Annotated in this window: 11 protein-coding genes; 10 read left to right on the top strand and 1 reads right to left on the bottom strand. The window is 70.3% G+C overall.

Going from position 1 to position 13,971, the window contains the following annotated elements:
* The first annotated feature begins 176 nt into the window (after positions 1 to 176).
* The 9 genes from K8638_RS44925 (at position 177) to K8638_RS22050 (ending at position 10,812) form a co-directional block, all read left to right on the top strand.
* On the top strand, positions 177 to 1,544 hold the full coding sequence (locus K8638_RS44925) for an MBL fold metallo-hydrolase (protein WP_305071181.1): 1,368 nt from the start codon (positions 177 to 179) through the stop codon (positions 1,542 to 1,544).
* Between the two features lie 137 nt (positions 1,545 to 1,681).
* The gene (gene wzx, locus K8638_RS22085) at positions 1,682 to 3,274 is read left to right on the top strand and encodes an exopolysaccharide biosynthesis flippase (RefSeq protein WP_223756558.1); all 1,593 of its coding nucleotides are present in this window, start codon (positions 1,682 to 1,684) and stop codon (positions 3,272 to 3,274) included.
* 17 nt (positions 3,275 to 3,291) lie between these two features.
* Complete coding sequence (epsY, locus tag K8638_RS22080; RefSeq protein ID WP_223756557.1) at positions 3,292 to 3,933, top strand: exopolysaccharide export protein EpsY; 642 nt, start codon at positions 3,292 to 3,294, stop codon at positions 3,931 to 3,933.
* Positions 3,934 to 3,935: 2 nt separating this feature from the next.
* On the top strand, positions 3,936 to 5,186 hold the full coding sequence (gene epsX / locus K8638_RS22075; RefSeq protein ID WP_223756556.1) for an exopolysaccharide export protein EpsX: 1,251 nt from the start codon (positions 3,936 to 3,938) through the stop codon (positions 5,184 to 5,186).
* 11 nt (positions 5,187 to 5,197) lie between these two features.
* Complete coding sequence (locus K8638_RS22070; RefSeq protein ID WP_223756555.1) at positions 5,198 to 5,380, top strand: hypothetical protein; 183 nt, start codon at positions 5,198 to 5,200, stop codon at positions 5,378 to 5,380.
* Between the two features lie 3 nt (positions 5,381 to 5,383).
* Positions 5,384 to 5,791, top strand: a complete 408-nt coding sequence (gene epsW, locus K8638_RS22065; RefSeq protein ID WP_223756554.1) for an exopolysaccharide biosynthesis response regulator EpsW — start codon at positions 5,384 to 5,386, stop codon at positions 5,789 to 5,791.
* Positions 5,788 to 7,299, top strand: coding sequence for a PCP family exopolysaccharide biosynthesis protein EpsV (gene epsV / locus K8638_RS22060; RefSeq protein ID WP_223756553.1), 1,512 nt, complete (start codon positions 5,788 to 5,790; stop codon positions 7,297 to 7,299). The genes epsW and epsV overlap by 4 nt, the downstream gene beginning before the upstream one ends.
* A gap of 23 nt (positions 7,300 to 7,322) precedes the next feature.
* A complete protein-coding gene (gene epsU, locus K8638_RS22055; protein ID WP_370644076.1) occupies positions 7,323 to 8,531 on the top strand; it encodes an exopolysaccharide biosynthesis GT2 family glycosyltransferase EpsU in 1,209 nt (402 codons plus the stop codon).
* A gap of 142 nt (positions 8,532 to 8,673) precedes the next feature.
* Positions 8,674 to 10,812 carry a von Willebrand factor type A domain-containing protein gene (locus tag K8638_RS22050; RefSeq protein ID WP_223756552.1) on the top strand — a complete coding sequence of 713 codons (2,139 nt, stop codon included), beginning with the start codon at positions 8,674 to 8,676 and terminating at the stop codon, positions 10,810 to 10,812.
* A gap of 6 nt (positions 10,813 to 10,818) precedes the next feature.
* On the opposite strand, the gene epsH is transcribed toward K8638_RS22050, so the two are convergent.
* Positions 10,819 to 12,126 carry an exopolysaccharide biosynthesis glycosyltransferase EpsH gene (epsH, locus tag K8638_RS22045; protein WP_223756551.1) on the bottom strand — a complete coding sequence of 436 codons (1,308 nt, stop codon included), beginning with the start codon at positions 12,124 to 12,126 and terminating at the stop codon, positions 10,819 to 10,821.
* A 57-nt stretch (positions 12,127 to 12,183) separates the two neighbouring features.
* Between epsH and wzy the strand changes: the two genes are divergently transcribed.
* On the top strand, positions 12,184 to 13,842 hold the full coding sequence (wzy, locus tag K8638_RS22040; protein WP_223756550.1) for an exopolysaccharide repeat unit polymerase: 1,659 nt from the start codon (positions 12,184 to 12,186) through the stop codon (positions 13,840 to 13,842).
* Positions 13,843 to 13,971 lie beyond the last annotated feature (129 nt).

Genomic DNA, 13,971 nt, shown 5'->3' with positions numbered 1-13,971 from the left:
ACTCACGCCGCTTCGTGAGTCATGCGCAATTCCTGCGCATGCAAGGTTGAACGGAGTGGGTTCCCACCGCCCCACCGGCGCCCGCCTGCCCTCCGGGCCCATGGACAATCACAGCCAGGTCCCGAGGGGCTCGTAGAGACTTGGCCTTTGAGGGGCTGTATGTCAGCCTGTTCACCATGAGTGGTTCTGAAAATACCGCGAAGCTGAATTTCCTGGGGCACGCCGGCTACGTCATCGAGCGGGGTCCGCTGTACCTTGCCGTGGACCCGTGGCTGGACGGAGCCGCGTTCGACAACGGCTGGGACCAGCTGGTGCCGGCGGCGCGCTTCGACCCGCAGCGGGTGACGCACCTGTGGTTCAGCCACGAGCACCCGGACCACTTCAGCATCCCCGCCGTGAAGTCGATTCCGGCGGAGCGCCGCTCCCAGGTCACGGTCATCTTCCAGGAGACGGCGGACAAGCGCGTCGTCAGCTTCCTGCGAAACAACGGGTACACCCGCGTCATCGAGGTCACCCCGGGCCAGCGGTATGACCTGGGTGGCGGCGCGGTGCTCACGACGGTGCCGGCGCGGGACGGAGACTCGTGCCACCTGCTGGAGCTGGGGGGCCTGCGCGTCCTCAACTTCAATGACTGCTACTACACCTCCGTGGCGGAGGTGGAGGACGTCATGCGCGCCGTCGGCGTGAAGCCCGGCGAGGTGGACCTGATGGCCACCCAGTTCTCCTACGCCAACTGGGTGGGCAACCCGGGCGACACGGAGCGGCGGCGGCACGCGGCGCGGCGCAAGCTGGACCACCTGGTCATGCAGATGCGCACCGTGCGCCCGCGCTACGTCATGCCCTTCGCGTCCTTCGTGTACTTCTCTCACGAGGAGAACGCGTACCTGAACGACGGAGTGAACCTGCCATCTACCGCGGTGGCCCGCGTGCGCGAGGAGGGCTACACCGCCGTCATGATGCGCCCCGGCGACACGATGGAGCTGTCCAACGAGGGGTTCCGGGCGGCGGCGGAGGCCACCAACGAGCGCGCGAAGGAGCTGGACGGCGCCGTGGAGGCGGTCCGCCGCGCCGAGAAGCCCCTGCGCAAGAGCGCCGCGGTGCCGCTGGATGACGTGCTGACCACCGTCCGCGCCGGCCTCGGCCGCCTGCGCAACGGGGTGTCCCGGCTGGACCGGACGCTCATGCGCCTGCGCCTGCCGCGCGCCGTGTTCGAGCTGAGCGACCACCGCGTCCTCGTCGTCATCGAGCGCCTGGAGGACGTGCGGGTGGAGCCGCTGAACGGGGCGGTGAGCGCGGACGTCGTGCTGTCCAGCGAGGCGCTGCGCTTCGCCTTCGCCCAGGACTTCGGCTTCGACACGCTGCTCGTCAACGGCCGCTTCCACGAGGCCCGCGCCGGCGGCGCCGGGGTGGTGATGACGCTCTGTGGCCAGTTCGGCTACGTGCGCCGCAAGGTGTCCCTGGCCGCCTCCATCCTCCGCCGCCGCCTGGTGGAGGCTCCCCGCCTGGCCCTGGAGCGGCTGCGCAACCGCGCCCTCGCTCCGTAACCTGGAATTCACGGGCCCTCGGGCTCCTGTCCCTCCAGGCAACCAGACTCTCGCGGGGGCGGCATTGACGCGCCGCTCCCGCTCGTCTTCTATGCATCCGGGCATGACCGGCCAGGGCCGGGGAGCCCGCATCCACCGTGACCCGTCCCAGTCATTCCATTCCGCAGGAGCGAGAGCCCTCGCCCGAAGCGCTGGCCGCGGTCCCCACGCAGGACGCGCAGAAGCCCGACACCTCGCACGAGGCGGTGGGCGCGGTCCGCAACGGACTCCAGCTCGGCGGCTCGCTGCTGGTGACGTACGCCATCGCCATGGGCGTGCGCTTCCTGCTGCCCGCGCACCTGGGCCCGGAGCGGTTCGGCAGCTTCAACTGGGCCGACAGCTTCTCCGCCGTCTTCTTCATCGCCACGCACCTGGGCCTGGAGATGTACATCCGCAAGGAGGTCACCCGGCGGCCGGCCCACGCCAGCGACTTCTTCGGCACCACGCTGCTGCTGCGCCTGGGGCTCACGGTGGTGCTGATGGGCGTGCTCGCGCTCGTCATGGCGCACGACGCGCACACCCCCGAGGTGCGCAACCTCGTCTACGTGTTCGCGGTGGCGCAGTCGCTCATCGTGGTCAACGCCTCCGTGGCCGCGCTGCTGCACGCCAAGGGCAAGGTGGCGGGGCTGTCCGTCTCCAACATCGTCACCAAGCTGGTGTGGGGCGGCGGCCTCTTCGTGGTGGCGTGGGCGGGCCTGCCGCTGCCATGGCTGGCGGTGCCGCTGCTGGCGTCGGAGGCGGTGAAGCTGGCGGTGGGCTGGTACCTGGCGCGGGTGCACATGGGGCTCACCTTCAAGGTGGACCTGCCCGCCACCGGGAAGGTGCTCAAGGCGAGCCTGCCCTTCTTCCTCACCGGCGCGGCCCTGGCGACCAACGGGCGGCTGGACGTGATGATTCTGGGCATGAAGGCCAGCCATGAAGAGGTGGGCTTCTACGGCGCCGCGTGGAACATCGCGGGCCTCACCTTCTTCCTCAACCCCGTCTTCGGCTGGGTGCTGATGCCGCTGGCGTCCCGCGCGGCCGAGCGCTCCGAGGAGGAGCTCACCCGGCTCATCCGCCGCGCGATGGAGGGCACGCTGGCCGTCACGGTGCCGATGATGATGCTCATCGTCATGGGCGCGCCGCTCTGGGTGGGGCTGATGGGCGGCCAGTTCGGCCCGTCCACCCTGTCGCTGCGGCTGCTGTCGCCGCTGTTCGTGCTGGCCTTCGTGACGATGAACGCCGGCCTCTGGCTGACGATGACGAACCGCGAGTGGTGGGTGACCATCACCAACGTCACCGGCAGCCTCCTGCTGAGTCCCGTGCTCAACCTGGTGCTGGTGCCCTTCATGCACCGCACGCTGGGCGACGGCGGCGGCGCCGCGGCCACCGCGACGGCCCTGCTGCTGATGGAGGTGCTCGTCACCTTCAGCCTGATGGGCCGCATGGGCCGCGCGGCGTTCGACCCGCGCCTGCTGGCCATGGTGGGCAAGACGGCCGCGGTGTGCCTCGCCATCGTCGTGGTGGACCAGACGGTGCTCGCTCCGCTGAATCCCTGGGTGCGGCTGGCCATCGAGGCCGTGCTCTACGTGGTGGGGGTGCTGGCCATCGGCGCCGTGCGCCCGGCCGAGGTGCTCCAGGTGCTGCGGGTGGCCCGCCGCCGCGGCCGCCCCGAGCCAGAGGCCACCCCCACCGCCGCCCCCGCCTCCTGAGGAGACCTCCGTCGCCCATGCCGTCCCCGCTCCGCCATCAACAGTCCTCCTCGCGCCCGGCACCGGTCGTCCGCGCGCTCGCCTGCGCCGTGCTGCTGCTGGGCTCGGCCTGCGGCGGGCTGGGCAAGTACGTCTGGGTGGAGGAGTACCAGGAGAAGCCGCCCCCGCCGGACACGAGCTACCGCATCGCCGCGGGGGACTTGCTCAACATCCGCGTGTGGAACCAGGAGGCGCTCACCACGTCCGCCCGCGTGCGCGAGGATGGGCGCATCAGCCTGCTCTTCCTGGACGACGTGGAGGCCGCCGGCCACTCGCCGGCCCTGCTGTCGCAGCAGATCCAGACGCGGCTGAAGGACTACATCAACAACCCCGTCGTCACCGTGGCGCTGGAGCAGGCGCGCCCCATCAAGGTGACGATGGTGGGCGAGGTGGCCCGCATCGGCCCGCTGGAAATCGAGCCGAACTCCACCCTCCTCCAGGTGCTGGCGGGGGCGGGCGGCTTCACGGAGTACGCGCACAAGGACCGCATCTTCGTCATCCGCCAGGAGGACGGCGCGGCGCCGCTGCGCATCCGCTTCCGCTATGAGGACCTCGTCCACGCCGAGGGGCGCGCGTATGCCTTCCGCCTGCGCCCTGGTGACGTGGTGGTGGTGGAGTAACCGTGCTGGGGGCGGCCCTCACCGTCGCGCTGCTCGAGGTGTCCTCCGCCTCCGTCACCTATGCCGTGGCGGTGCGGGCCGACTCGCGCGTGCGCTCCAACGAGGCCGCCACCGAGGACGTCCCGTCCGTGGCCGGGGACACGGACATCGTGCCCACGCTGGGCCTGGAGGTACGCGACGGCAACACGTCCCTGCTGGTGGACTACGCCCCGCGCATCAGCGTGCGTGAAATCACCGTCCAGCCGCGCACCGAAATCCAGCACGTGGGCCGCCTGGCGGGGAGCTGGCGCCCGGAGCGCGGCCTGTCCCTGCGCCTGAGCGAGGAGCTGGTGCTGGGCAGTGTGAATCTGCTCACCACGGACGTGCTGCCGCTGCCCGACCCGGGAAGTGGGGACCCGGACGGCCCCCTCCGGCCTCCCGATGGCGGCGGCCCCCTACAGCCGCTGCCGGAGGCGGACACCGTCTACTTCCTCTCGTCCGCCACGACGCTGACGGCGGACACGACGTGGCTGGGGCGGCGCTGGCGGCTGTCCGGCTCCACGGGCTTCAACATCAGCGGCGGGCTGGACGGGCCGGCGCGCGAGGCGGTGCCCATGCAGTACGGCCCGCGCGTCGACGTGTCGCTGAGCCGCGTGCTGACGCGCCAGAGCGCCATCACCACCACCGTGTCCATGACGAACTCGCGCTTCTCCACCGGCGCCAACGCCACGGTGGTGACGCTGACGGAGGCCTGGGGCCAGCGGCTGAGCCGGCGCACCTCGCTGGAGGCGGGGGCGGGCGTGAGCGTCGTTCGCGCCGTCGAGGCCCCGGAGGAGACGGAGCCCGGAGCGGAGCCCGCGCCGGCGCCGGAGCCCACGCTGGGGCTGTTGCCCAACCTCACCTTCGGGGTGGGCCACCGCATTCCCTCGCGCACCGCGGACTTCTTCGGGCAGCTCGGCGTGCGCGTCACGCCCTTCGTGGACCGGTTGACAGGGCGGGTGTACCCGAGGGCGGACCTGACGGGGACGGGCACCTGGACGCTGGGGCCCCGGGTGCGGGTGTCCACCCACGCCGGCACCGCCTTCGCGGTGGGTGGGGCGTCAGGGGACCGCATCATCTCCGGTGGACTGTCGGCGTCCTGGGCGTTGGAGCGCTGGGTGACCCTGGACACGGACCTGCGGAGCACGTGGAGCCGCTCGCCCGACTTGCCGACGGCCCGGTTGAGCTGGGCCGCGTCGCTGGGGTTGTCCTTCCGCCAAACTGGTATCCTCTGAGGGCTGGAGACATGGCGAAGCTCATCCTGATGTCGGTCCTCATCTGCATCATCGCCCTGCCCGCCAAGGCGGCCAGGGACCCGCACCCCGTGCGAGGGTTGAAGAAGGCCATCCTCTGGTTCTTCCTCTTCAATGCGGCATACACCTACGGCGTGCTCGTCTGGGTGGTGAAGCTCGGATTCTCGAAAGGCTGACGGATGGAACCCCAACTGCAGACCGTCTTTCTGGTGGAGGACGCTCCCTTCTTCCGGAAGATGCTGGGCGACTACCTCCGGGACATGGGCTTCGAAGAGGTGGTGGAGCTGCCCAGCGGCCGCGCGGCGCTCAAGCACATGGAGAACGCCGCGTGTCCGGACCTGGTGTGCCTGGACCTGACGCTGCCGGACATCTCCGGCTATGACCTCTGCGAGCACATCCGCAAGTCGCCTTCCATGAAGGACGTGCCCGTGCTGGTGGTGAGCGCGCGGGATTTGCCCGAGGACAAGGCCCACGCCGAGGAGGCGGGCGCCAACGGCTACCTGGGCAAGCCCTTCACGCAGGAGGAGTTCGCCCGCCGCGTGCAGCAGGTCCTGAAGGACTACGGGCCTCCGAGGAGGAAGCCGTGACGCTTCCCGCGTCCGGGGCTCCCGGGCCGCGGCCGGTGCCGCCGCCCCAGCCCCTGTACGTCCCGGAGCGCCCGGAGACGAACGCGCCCGCGGACCTCATCGACTGGGGTCTGCTCATCGACGCCGTGCTCTTCGTGAAGAACGCGGTGCTGCGGCACTGGTTCCTCGCGCTGGTGGTGATGGGGGCCGTGTCCGCGCTGGCGGTGGGCGTCAGCAAAATCATGCCGCGCAAGTACCGCGTGGAGACGCGGATGCTGACGCAGCGCAACTACATCATCTCCTCGCTGGCGAACCCGGGCCGCTCCATTCCCGTGGAGGCGGACCAGCCCACGCGCGCCGCGTGGGAGATGATCATGAAGATTGAGAACCTCCGGTCCGTCGTCCAGCGGGCGAAGCTGGTCGAGTACTGGGATTTGAACCGCTCCCCGATGAGCAAGCTGAAGGAGAAGCTGACGGGGAAGCCACCGGCGCCCATGTCCGACGCGGACAAGGAAGAGGCGCTCGTCGGCATGCTGGAGCGGGCGATGATTGTCGGCGTGGAGGGAGGCTCGGGCACCGTCTCCATCGCCGTGGAGTGGGGCGACCCGCAGCTCGCGCTGAACATCGTGGAGGCGGCGCAGCAGAACTTCCTGGACATGCGCCAGATGGGTGAAATCGGCGCGGTGTCCGAGGCCATCACCATCCTCGAGAAGCAGGTGGTGGAGGAGAGCGAGGGCATCCAGAAGGCCATCGCCGACCTGAACGCCACGGTGAAGCGCGTCGAGGCGAGGATTCGCAAGGAAGAGGAGAAGGCCGGCCGCAAGAAGCCCGCGGCCAAGCCCGGCAGCCTCATCAACACCGACCACATGCTGGCGCAGATGCGCTTCATGATTCAGACGAAGCGCCGGGCCATCACGGACGTGGAGGAGTTCCGCGCGCGGCGGCTGACGGAGCTGCGCAACCAGCTCTCCGAGCAGCGCGTCATCTACTCGCCGCAGCACCCCATCATCACGGACCTGGAGCAGCGCATCGTGGCGCTCCAGGAGGACTCGCCGCAGCTCGTGGCGCTGCGCTCGGAGCTGAACGAGCTCATCAACGAGTACATGCGCAACGGCGGCAATCCGGCGGAGCTGGAGTCCGGGCTGGGGGCGACGGGGATGACGGGCGGCGCGCTGGGAGGCCCGACGGCGGCGGACAGCCCGGAGGTGTCGGTGGCGGCGGACCGGGTGCGCATGCTGGTGATGCGGCACCAGGAGAAGATGCGGCGGCTGGACCAGGCGCGCACGGAGCTGGAGATTTCGAAGGCGTCCATGAAGCACCGCTTCAGCGTGCTGGCGCCGCCCACCTTCCCGGAGAAGCCGTCCAAGCCCAAGGTGCAGCTCATCCTCGCCGGAGGCGTGGTGGGCGGCGTCTTCCTGGGCATCTTCGCGGCGCTGGCGCTGGACATCATCCGGCGGCGGATTCTGGAGAAGTGGCAGGTCGAGCGGTTGCTGAGGCTGCCGGTGCTCGCGGAGCTGGAGCGGCGCTAGAGGCGCGCTCGGGGGAGACTGTCGTGACGGTGTGGACCTGGGTCGATGTGGCGCTGTGCGTGGGCCTGCTGCCGATGGTGGTGGCGTGCGGCTATCTGCTGCTGCTGACGCTGCTGTCGTGGCGGCGGGCGGCGCCGGTGCCTCCGGCGCCCGCGCGGAAGTTCGACGTGGTGATTCCGGCGCACAACGAGGAGCTGGGCATCGCCCGCACGGTGGCCAACCTCTCCGCGGTGGACTACCCGGGCCCCCTGCGGCGCATCATCGTCGTGGCGGACAACTGCTCGGACGCGACGGCGCAGAAGGCGCGCGAGGCGGGCGCCACGGTGCTGGAGCGGCACGACACGGAGAAGCGCGGCAAGGGCTACGCCCTGGCCTACGCCTTCGAGTTCAGCCAGAAGGACGGCTTCGCGGACGCGGTGGTGGTGGTGGACGCGGACACGGTGGTGTCGCCCAACCTGCTGCACGCGTACGCGGCGCGGCTGGAGCAGGGCGCGCACGCGGTGCAGGCGCACTACGGCGTGATGAACCCGACGGCGTCCTGGCGCACGCGGCTCATCACGATTGCGCTGGGCATGTTCCACAAGGTGCGCTCGCTGGGCCGCGAGGCGCTGGGCGTGTCCTGCGGCCTGCGCGGCAACGGCATGTGCTTCACCCACGCGGTGCTGCGCGAGGTGCCGCACGACGCCTTCAGCGTGGTGGAGGACCTGGAGTACGGCATCCGCCTGGGCAAGAAGGGCCACCGCGTGTTCTACGCGTGGGAGGCGGAGGTGCTCGGGGAGATGGTGTCCGGCGAGAAGCAGAGCCGCTCGCAGCGCCAGCGCTGGGAGGGCGGGCGCCGGCAGATGCGCAAGCTGCACGGGTGGCCGCTCTTGAGCGAGGCGCTGCGCCAGCGCAGCGGGCTGCTGTTCGACTTGTCCATGGACGTGCTGGTGCCGCCGCTGAGCCAGCTGGTGCTGGCCACGGTGGGCGGCGCGGTGGCCGCGGCGGTGGTGGCGTGGCTGTCCGGCGGCACGGCGATGCTGGCCACGGGCATGTCGGGCTTCGCCCTGGCGTCGCTGGGCGCGTACGTGCTGCGCGGCTGGTGGGTGTCCGGCGTGGGGCCTCGCGGCCTGTTGGACCTGGCCTGGGCGCCCGTCTACGTGGTGTGGAAGGTGGGGCTGATGCTGCGCGGCCCCGGCGCGGAGAAGCGCGGCGAGTGGGTGCGCACCACGCGCGAGGCGGAGCGGCGCTGAGGGCCGTGGTGTCCGGTGCCTGACTTCCTGGCGGCCGTGCCGGGCGTGATGGAACCGTGATGAAGCACTGAGCCTCCCGTGCGGATGGGGGGCGGCGCTCTTCCGGATGATGGCCACCTCCTGACTCACCGAGGTGGCCCTGATGAAACGCAGCGCTCGCAGTCTGCTGTGCGGTCTCTTGATGATGGCCGCGCCCGCCCTGGCGCAGCCCGACGCCGGCCCTGAGTCCGGCATCATCATCGGTACGGTCATCGACGCCCAGAGCCGGCAGCCGGTTCCCGGCGTCGTCGTGTCCGCGGCCTCGCCCAACCTCCAGGGCGAGCAGACGGTGGTGACCGATGCCCAGGGCAACTACCGCATCCCCCAGCTTCCGCCGGGTGTGTACACGCTGCGGTTCGAGAAGGAGGCCTACAGGCCGTACGCGCGCGGCGACATCCGGCTCCGCCCGAAGCGCACCATCCGCCTCAACGTGGAGCTGCTCCCGGAGTCGCTGGGTAAGGTGGTGGAAATCACCGGCGCGCCGCCCACCCTCGACGTGGGCTCCACGAGCACGGGGGTCGCCGTGGACCAGGAGTTCATCAAGCGCATCGCGGTGGCAAGTCCGGGCGGCAGGGGCGGCGCGGCCCGCGCCTACGAATCCCTGGCCGAGTCGAAGCCCGCCGCGCAGGTGGACACGTACGGCGTGTCCATCAACGGCGCGACCTCGCCGGAGAACGGCTACGTGGTGGACGGGCTGTCCGCGCGCGACCCGGCCTTCGGCATCAACGGCGCTCCGGAAGCCGGAGCGGCCGCCGTGCACATGCCGTCCGCACCTGCTCGTGCCTCCGGGCGCACCGCGCCTCCAAAGGGCGGCTCCTTCTTCGACATGTACTTCCAGGGCTACGGGGTCAACCCGACGGTGACCACGGAGGAGGAGCGCGTCTCCACCTTCTCCGTGGACACGGACACGGCCTCGTACACGGTGACACGCGCGTTCCTGGAGCGCGGGGTCCTGCCGGACGAGCAGGCTGTCCGCGTGGAGGAGTTCGTCAACAGCTTCGACTATGGCTACGCGGCCGAGCCGGACGCGCCCTTCAGCGTCCACGTGGAGGGCTTTCCGTCCCCGGTGCGCAAGGGCTACCAGGTGGTCCACCTCGGCGTGAAGGCGCGCGAGGTGAGCCGCGCACAGCGCAAGCCGAGCCACCTCGTCTTCGTCATCGACGTGTCCGGCTCCATGGATTTGGAGAACCGGCTGGGGCTGGTGAAGCGGGCGCTGCGGCTGCTCGTGGAGGAGCTGGATGAGAGAGACCGCGTGTCCATCGTCGTGTACGGCTCCGAAGCGCGGCAGGTGCTCGGGCCCACGAGCGCCACGCGGAAGCAGGTCCTGCTGGAGGCCATCGACGGGCTCAGGAGCGAGGGCTCCACCAACGCGCAGGCGGGGCTGGAGCTGGGCTACACGCTCGCGGCGAAGCATCTCCAGAAGGGCGGCATCAACCGCGTCATCCTCTGCTCGGACGGCGTGGCGAACAACGGCATCACCGACGCGGACGGCATCTGGGCGCGGGTGAAGGACTTCGCGGCCCGGGGCATCACCCTGTCCACGGTGGGCTTCGGCATGGGCAACTACAACGACGTGCTCATGGAGCGGCTGTCCCACGTGGGCGAGGGCCACTACGCGTACGTGGACCGGCTGGAGGAGGCGCGCCGCATCTTCGTGCAGAACCTCACGGGCACGCTGCAGGTGGTGGCCAAGGACGTGAAGCTCCAGGTGGAGTTCGACCCGAAGGCCGTCGCCCGCTACCGGCTGATTGGCTACGAGAACCGGCTGCTCACGAAGGAGCAGTTCTCGGATGACAAGGTGGATGCGGGCGAGGTGGGCGCGGGCCATGCCGTCACCGCGCTGTACGAGGTGAAGCTGCGCGAGCCGGCCGCGACGTTCGGAACGCTGCGCATCCGGTACAAGGCGCCGGAGGGCGGGGACTCGAAGCTGATGGAGAAGCCGCTGCCGTCCAGCCTGCTGCGTCCCGCATATGGCCGGGCCGCGCCGCCCACGCGCCTGTCCTACGTGGCGGCCGCGTTCGCGGAGAAGCTCCGCGGCTCGTACTGGGTGCGTCCGCTCTCCTACGAGGGGCTGCTGTCCCTGTGGGAAGAGATTGGCCAGCCGCTGAAGGGCCGGGCGGACGTGGTGGAGCTGGGAGACCTCATCCGCAAGGCCCACGCCCTGGACCGGCGCGAGGACCGGTTCGAGCCCTTCGCGCCCGTGAGCGCCATGGACTTCGACCGCGTGCCCACGCTGCCGTGACGCGCCTCAGTCCGCCAGCGGCATGCCCCAGTCTGGCTGCCCGCGCTCGCCGAGCAGCCAGCGGTACACCTCCAGCACCTGCTCCGCCTTCGCCTTCCAGGTGAAGTACTTGAAGACGCGCGCCCTGGCGCGCTCGCCCATGGGGCGGATGACGGACGGGTCCGCCGCCAGCTTCGCCAGCACCTCGCGCACGCGCACCACGATTTCCTCCGGCGTGCCCATGGGAATCGCGAAGCCCGTGGCCGGGCTCACGATTTCGCCCGGCCCGCCGTAGTCCATGACGATGGGCACCAGCCCCAGCGCCATCGCCTCGCACACCACCGCGCCGCCGAACTCGCGCACGCTGGGGAAGCCGAAGACGTGGTTCTTCGCCAGCCTCCCTTGCAGCTCCTGGTGCTTCACCCACCCGGCGAACGTCACCCCGGACTCGATGCCCTCCCGCGCCGCCTGGGCCTTCAGGTTGGGCATCTCCTGCCCGTCGCCGATGTACTCCAGCACCACCTTGCCCTCGCGGATGAGCGGCGCCGCCGCCTCCATCAGCATGGCCATGCCCTTGTACGGCACGAAGCGCCCCACGAAGGCCACCCGCAGCGGCAGCTCCACCGGGCCCTCCGACTTCGCCGAGCCGAAGCGCTTCGGGTCGATGGCGTTCTCCGGGATGTAGACCGTCTTCGACTGCCACGGCTCCGCAATCTGCCCGCGCGTGGCGCGAGAGCCGGTGAGGATGGCGGACGCGTTCTCCCGCGTGGACTTGTAGAAGGGCATCAGCTTGTACGCCTCGCGCACGTAGCTGAGCCACTCCTTCTCCCGGCGCCGCGCTCCGCCGAAGCCCTTGGGCCACGGCAGGCCGCCGTTCAGCGGTCCCATCAGGAAGGGCACCCCCGCCGCCTTGCAGCGCGCCGCCAGCGTGCTGGGCGTGGTGGGGCTGATGGGCGTGTAGCGGTGCACCAGGTCGAACTCACGCGCCTTGATGCGCGCCCCGAAGCGCTGCCAGAGCACCTCCTCGAAGTAGTAGTACGGCAGCGCGCTCAGCGCGGTGGCCGTCGTCCAGCCCACGCCGGCGCTGCCGCGCAGGAGCGCCCCCACCTTGTCCAGCGGCTTCTCCACCGGGGAGGAGTCCAGCGCGGTGAACTGGGAGCCCTCCTGCACCCCCTGCTTGAGGATGTTCTCCCGGTTGCGCACGTGGGTGACGAGGTGCACGTCCGCCACCTCGGTCAGCGCGCGGTAGAGCGACCAGCCTTCCAGCGGGACACTCACCCAGTCGGGGTTGCACAGCTCGGCAATCAGGAGGACACGGGGACGGGAGGCAGGCATGCGTGCCGCATCATCTATCGCAACCGGACCTCCGGATGTAGCCTCCCCCGCGTCACGATGTACGCCCCTTATCGTCCCTCCTACCTGCGCTTCGCCGCCCTGTTGGGCATCCTGGCGCTCGCCGTCGTGGGAGGGGCCATCCTGCACCCCGTGGTCGCCGTGGCCCCCGTCCTGGCCTTCGGCGTGGTGTGGGTCGTCCTCAAGGTGCCCGTCCGCTACCCCGTCATCATCCTGACGTGGCTGGTGCTGGCGGTGGACTACGGGCCCGACCGCCCCCAGTCCGGCTTCTGGCCCTCGCCCCTGGCTCCAATAGGTGAGTTGCTGTTCACCCAGCTCAACTCACTCACCAAGATTCCGGTACTGCGCTTCCCGCTCATCGACGCCCTCATCTTCGGGCTGCTGGGCCTGGCGCTGTACCGGCGGGTGGTGAAGTCCCCGCTGGAGCCGGACCTCCCGCCAATGCCCCGGCCGCTCGCGGTGATAACGGCGCTGACGCTCTTCTCCATCCTGGCCATGGAGTTCCGCGGCCTGGCCCGGGGCGGGGACTTCAAGAACTCGCTGTGGCAGTGGCACCAGGGCGCGGTGCTGCCGTTCATCGTGGCCATGTACCACTACGCGCTGAGGGGGCCGCAGGACTGGCCCATCATCGCGAAGACGGTCATCCTCGCCGGCATCACCAAGGCGCTGGTGGGCAGCTACTTCGCGCTGGTCGTCGTCCCGGCCATGGGCGTCGAGGTCGAGTACACCACGTCCCACTCGGACTCGATGACGTTCATCTTCTGCGTCCTGGTGGTGCTGACGCGCTTCATCGAGAAACCCAAGCCCGCCCACATCCTCCGCGGGCTCGGCGTCCTGGCCTTCATCGTCCCCGGGATGATTTTCAACGACCGGCGCCTGGCCTACGTCAGCCTCGGGGGCTGCCTGCTGGCCGCCTACCTCATCAACCCGTGGACGCCGCTCAAGCGCTTCCTGACGCGCGTGGTTCCGTTCTTCGCGCCGGTGATGGCGGTCTACATCGCCATTGGATGGAACCGCTCCGGGGGCGTCTGGGGGCCGGTGGAGACCATCCGCTCGCTGATTGATGGCCAGGGCGGCGAGGGCAACCTGGACTACCGGGACCTCGAGAACCTGAACATGATTGCCACCTGGGACCAGTTCCCCATCCTGGGCACGGGCTACGGGCACGAGTTCCTGGAACCGTACCCTCTGCCGGACATCTCCTTCGTCTTCCCGACGTACCGCTTCCACCCGCACAACTCACTGCTGGGGCTGCTCGCCTTCGGGGGAATGCTGGGCTTCACGGGCGTGTGGATGTACATCGTGGTCACCGTGTACCTCGCGGTGCGCGCGTACCACCGCTCCCCCGTCTCCGAGTACCGCTCCGCCGCCCTCGTCATCGTCGGCGTGCTGGCGTCGTACGTGAATCAGGTGTTCGGGGACATGGGCATCATCTCGTACATCTGCACGTTCCTGGTGGCCATCGCCGTGGCCATGACCGGCAAGCTGGCCACGGCCACCGGCGCGTGGCCCGTGCCCAACAGCGCGCTGCTACCGCCCGCGCCGAGCGCGCCGGTTCCACCTCCGGGCGCCATCATCTACACCAACCTGGAAGACGGTCCGCCGCCCTCGGTGGCGAAGGGAGGGGGAGGCGCCACCTCCGGAGATGCGGAGGCACCACCGCCCGCGGCGACACGGGGCGGAAGCGCCACGGGTTGAAGCCCCGCGCGGGGCGAGGACCCGCGCCCATCCCGAGCAACGGCGGTCCCCGCCTCGCCGCGCGGTGAGGAGGTCCGCCCGCGCGGCCGCGCGACGTGGGGCCGCGCCCGCCGGCCGCGCGCGGGGGCC

Origin of the sequence: Myxococcus sp. RHSTA-1-4 (genome assembly GCF_020037125.1) — a bacterium.
Classification (GTDB): domain Bacteria; phylum Myxococcota; class Myxococcia; order Myxococcales; family Myxococcaceae; genus Myxococcus.
Note: the sequence above shows the minus strand (reverse complement) of the source record. Positions and strands in the feature narration are given on the sequence as shown.

Coding starts and splice junctions, on each gene's coding strand:
- K8638_RS44925 (WP_305071181.1), top strand. CDS start 177: ATGAGTGGTTCTGAAAATACCGCGAAGCTGAATTTCCTGGGGCACGCC.
- epsY (WP_223756557.1), top strand. CDS start 3,292: ATGCCGTCCCCGCTCCGCCATCAACAGTCCTCCTCGCGCCCGGCACCG.
- K8638_RS22070 (WP_223756555.1), top strand. CDS start 5,198: ATGGCGAAGCTCATCCTGATGTCGGTCCTCATCTGCATCATCGCCCTG.
- epsW (WP_223756554.1), top strand. CDS start 5,384: ATGGAACCCCAACTGCAGACCGTCTTTCTGGTGGAGGACGCTCCCTTC.
- K8638_RS22050 (WP_223756552.1), top strand. CDS start 8,674: ATGAAACGCAGCGCTCGCAGTCTGCTGTGCGGTCTCTTGATGATGGCC.
- epsH (WP_223756551.1), bottom strand. CDS start 12,126: ATGCCTGCCTCCCGTCCCCGTGTCCTCCTGATTGCCGAGCTGTGCAAC.
- wzy (WP_223756550.1), top strand. CDS start 12,184: ATGTACGCCCCTTATCGTCCCTCCTACCTGCGCTTCGCCGCCCTGTTG.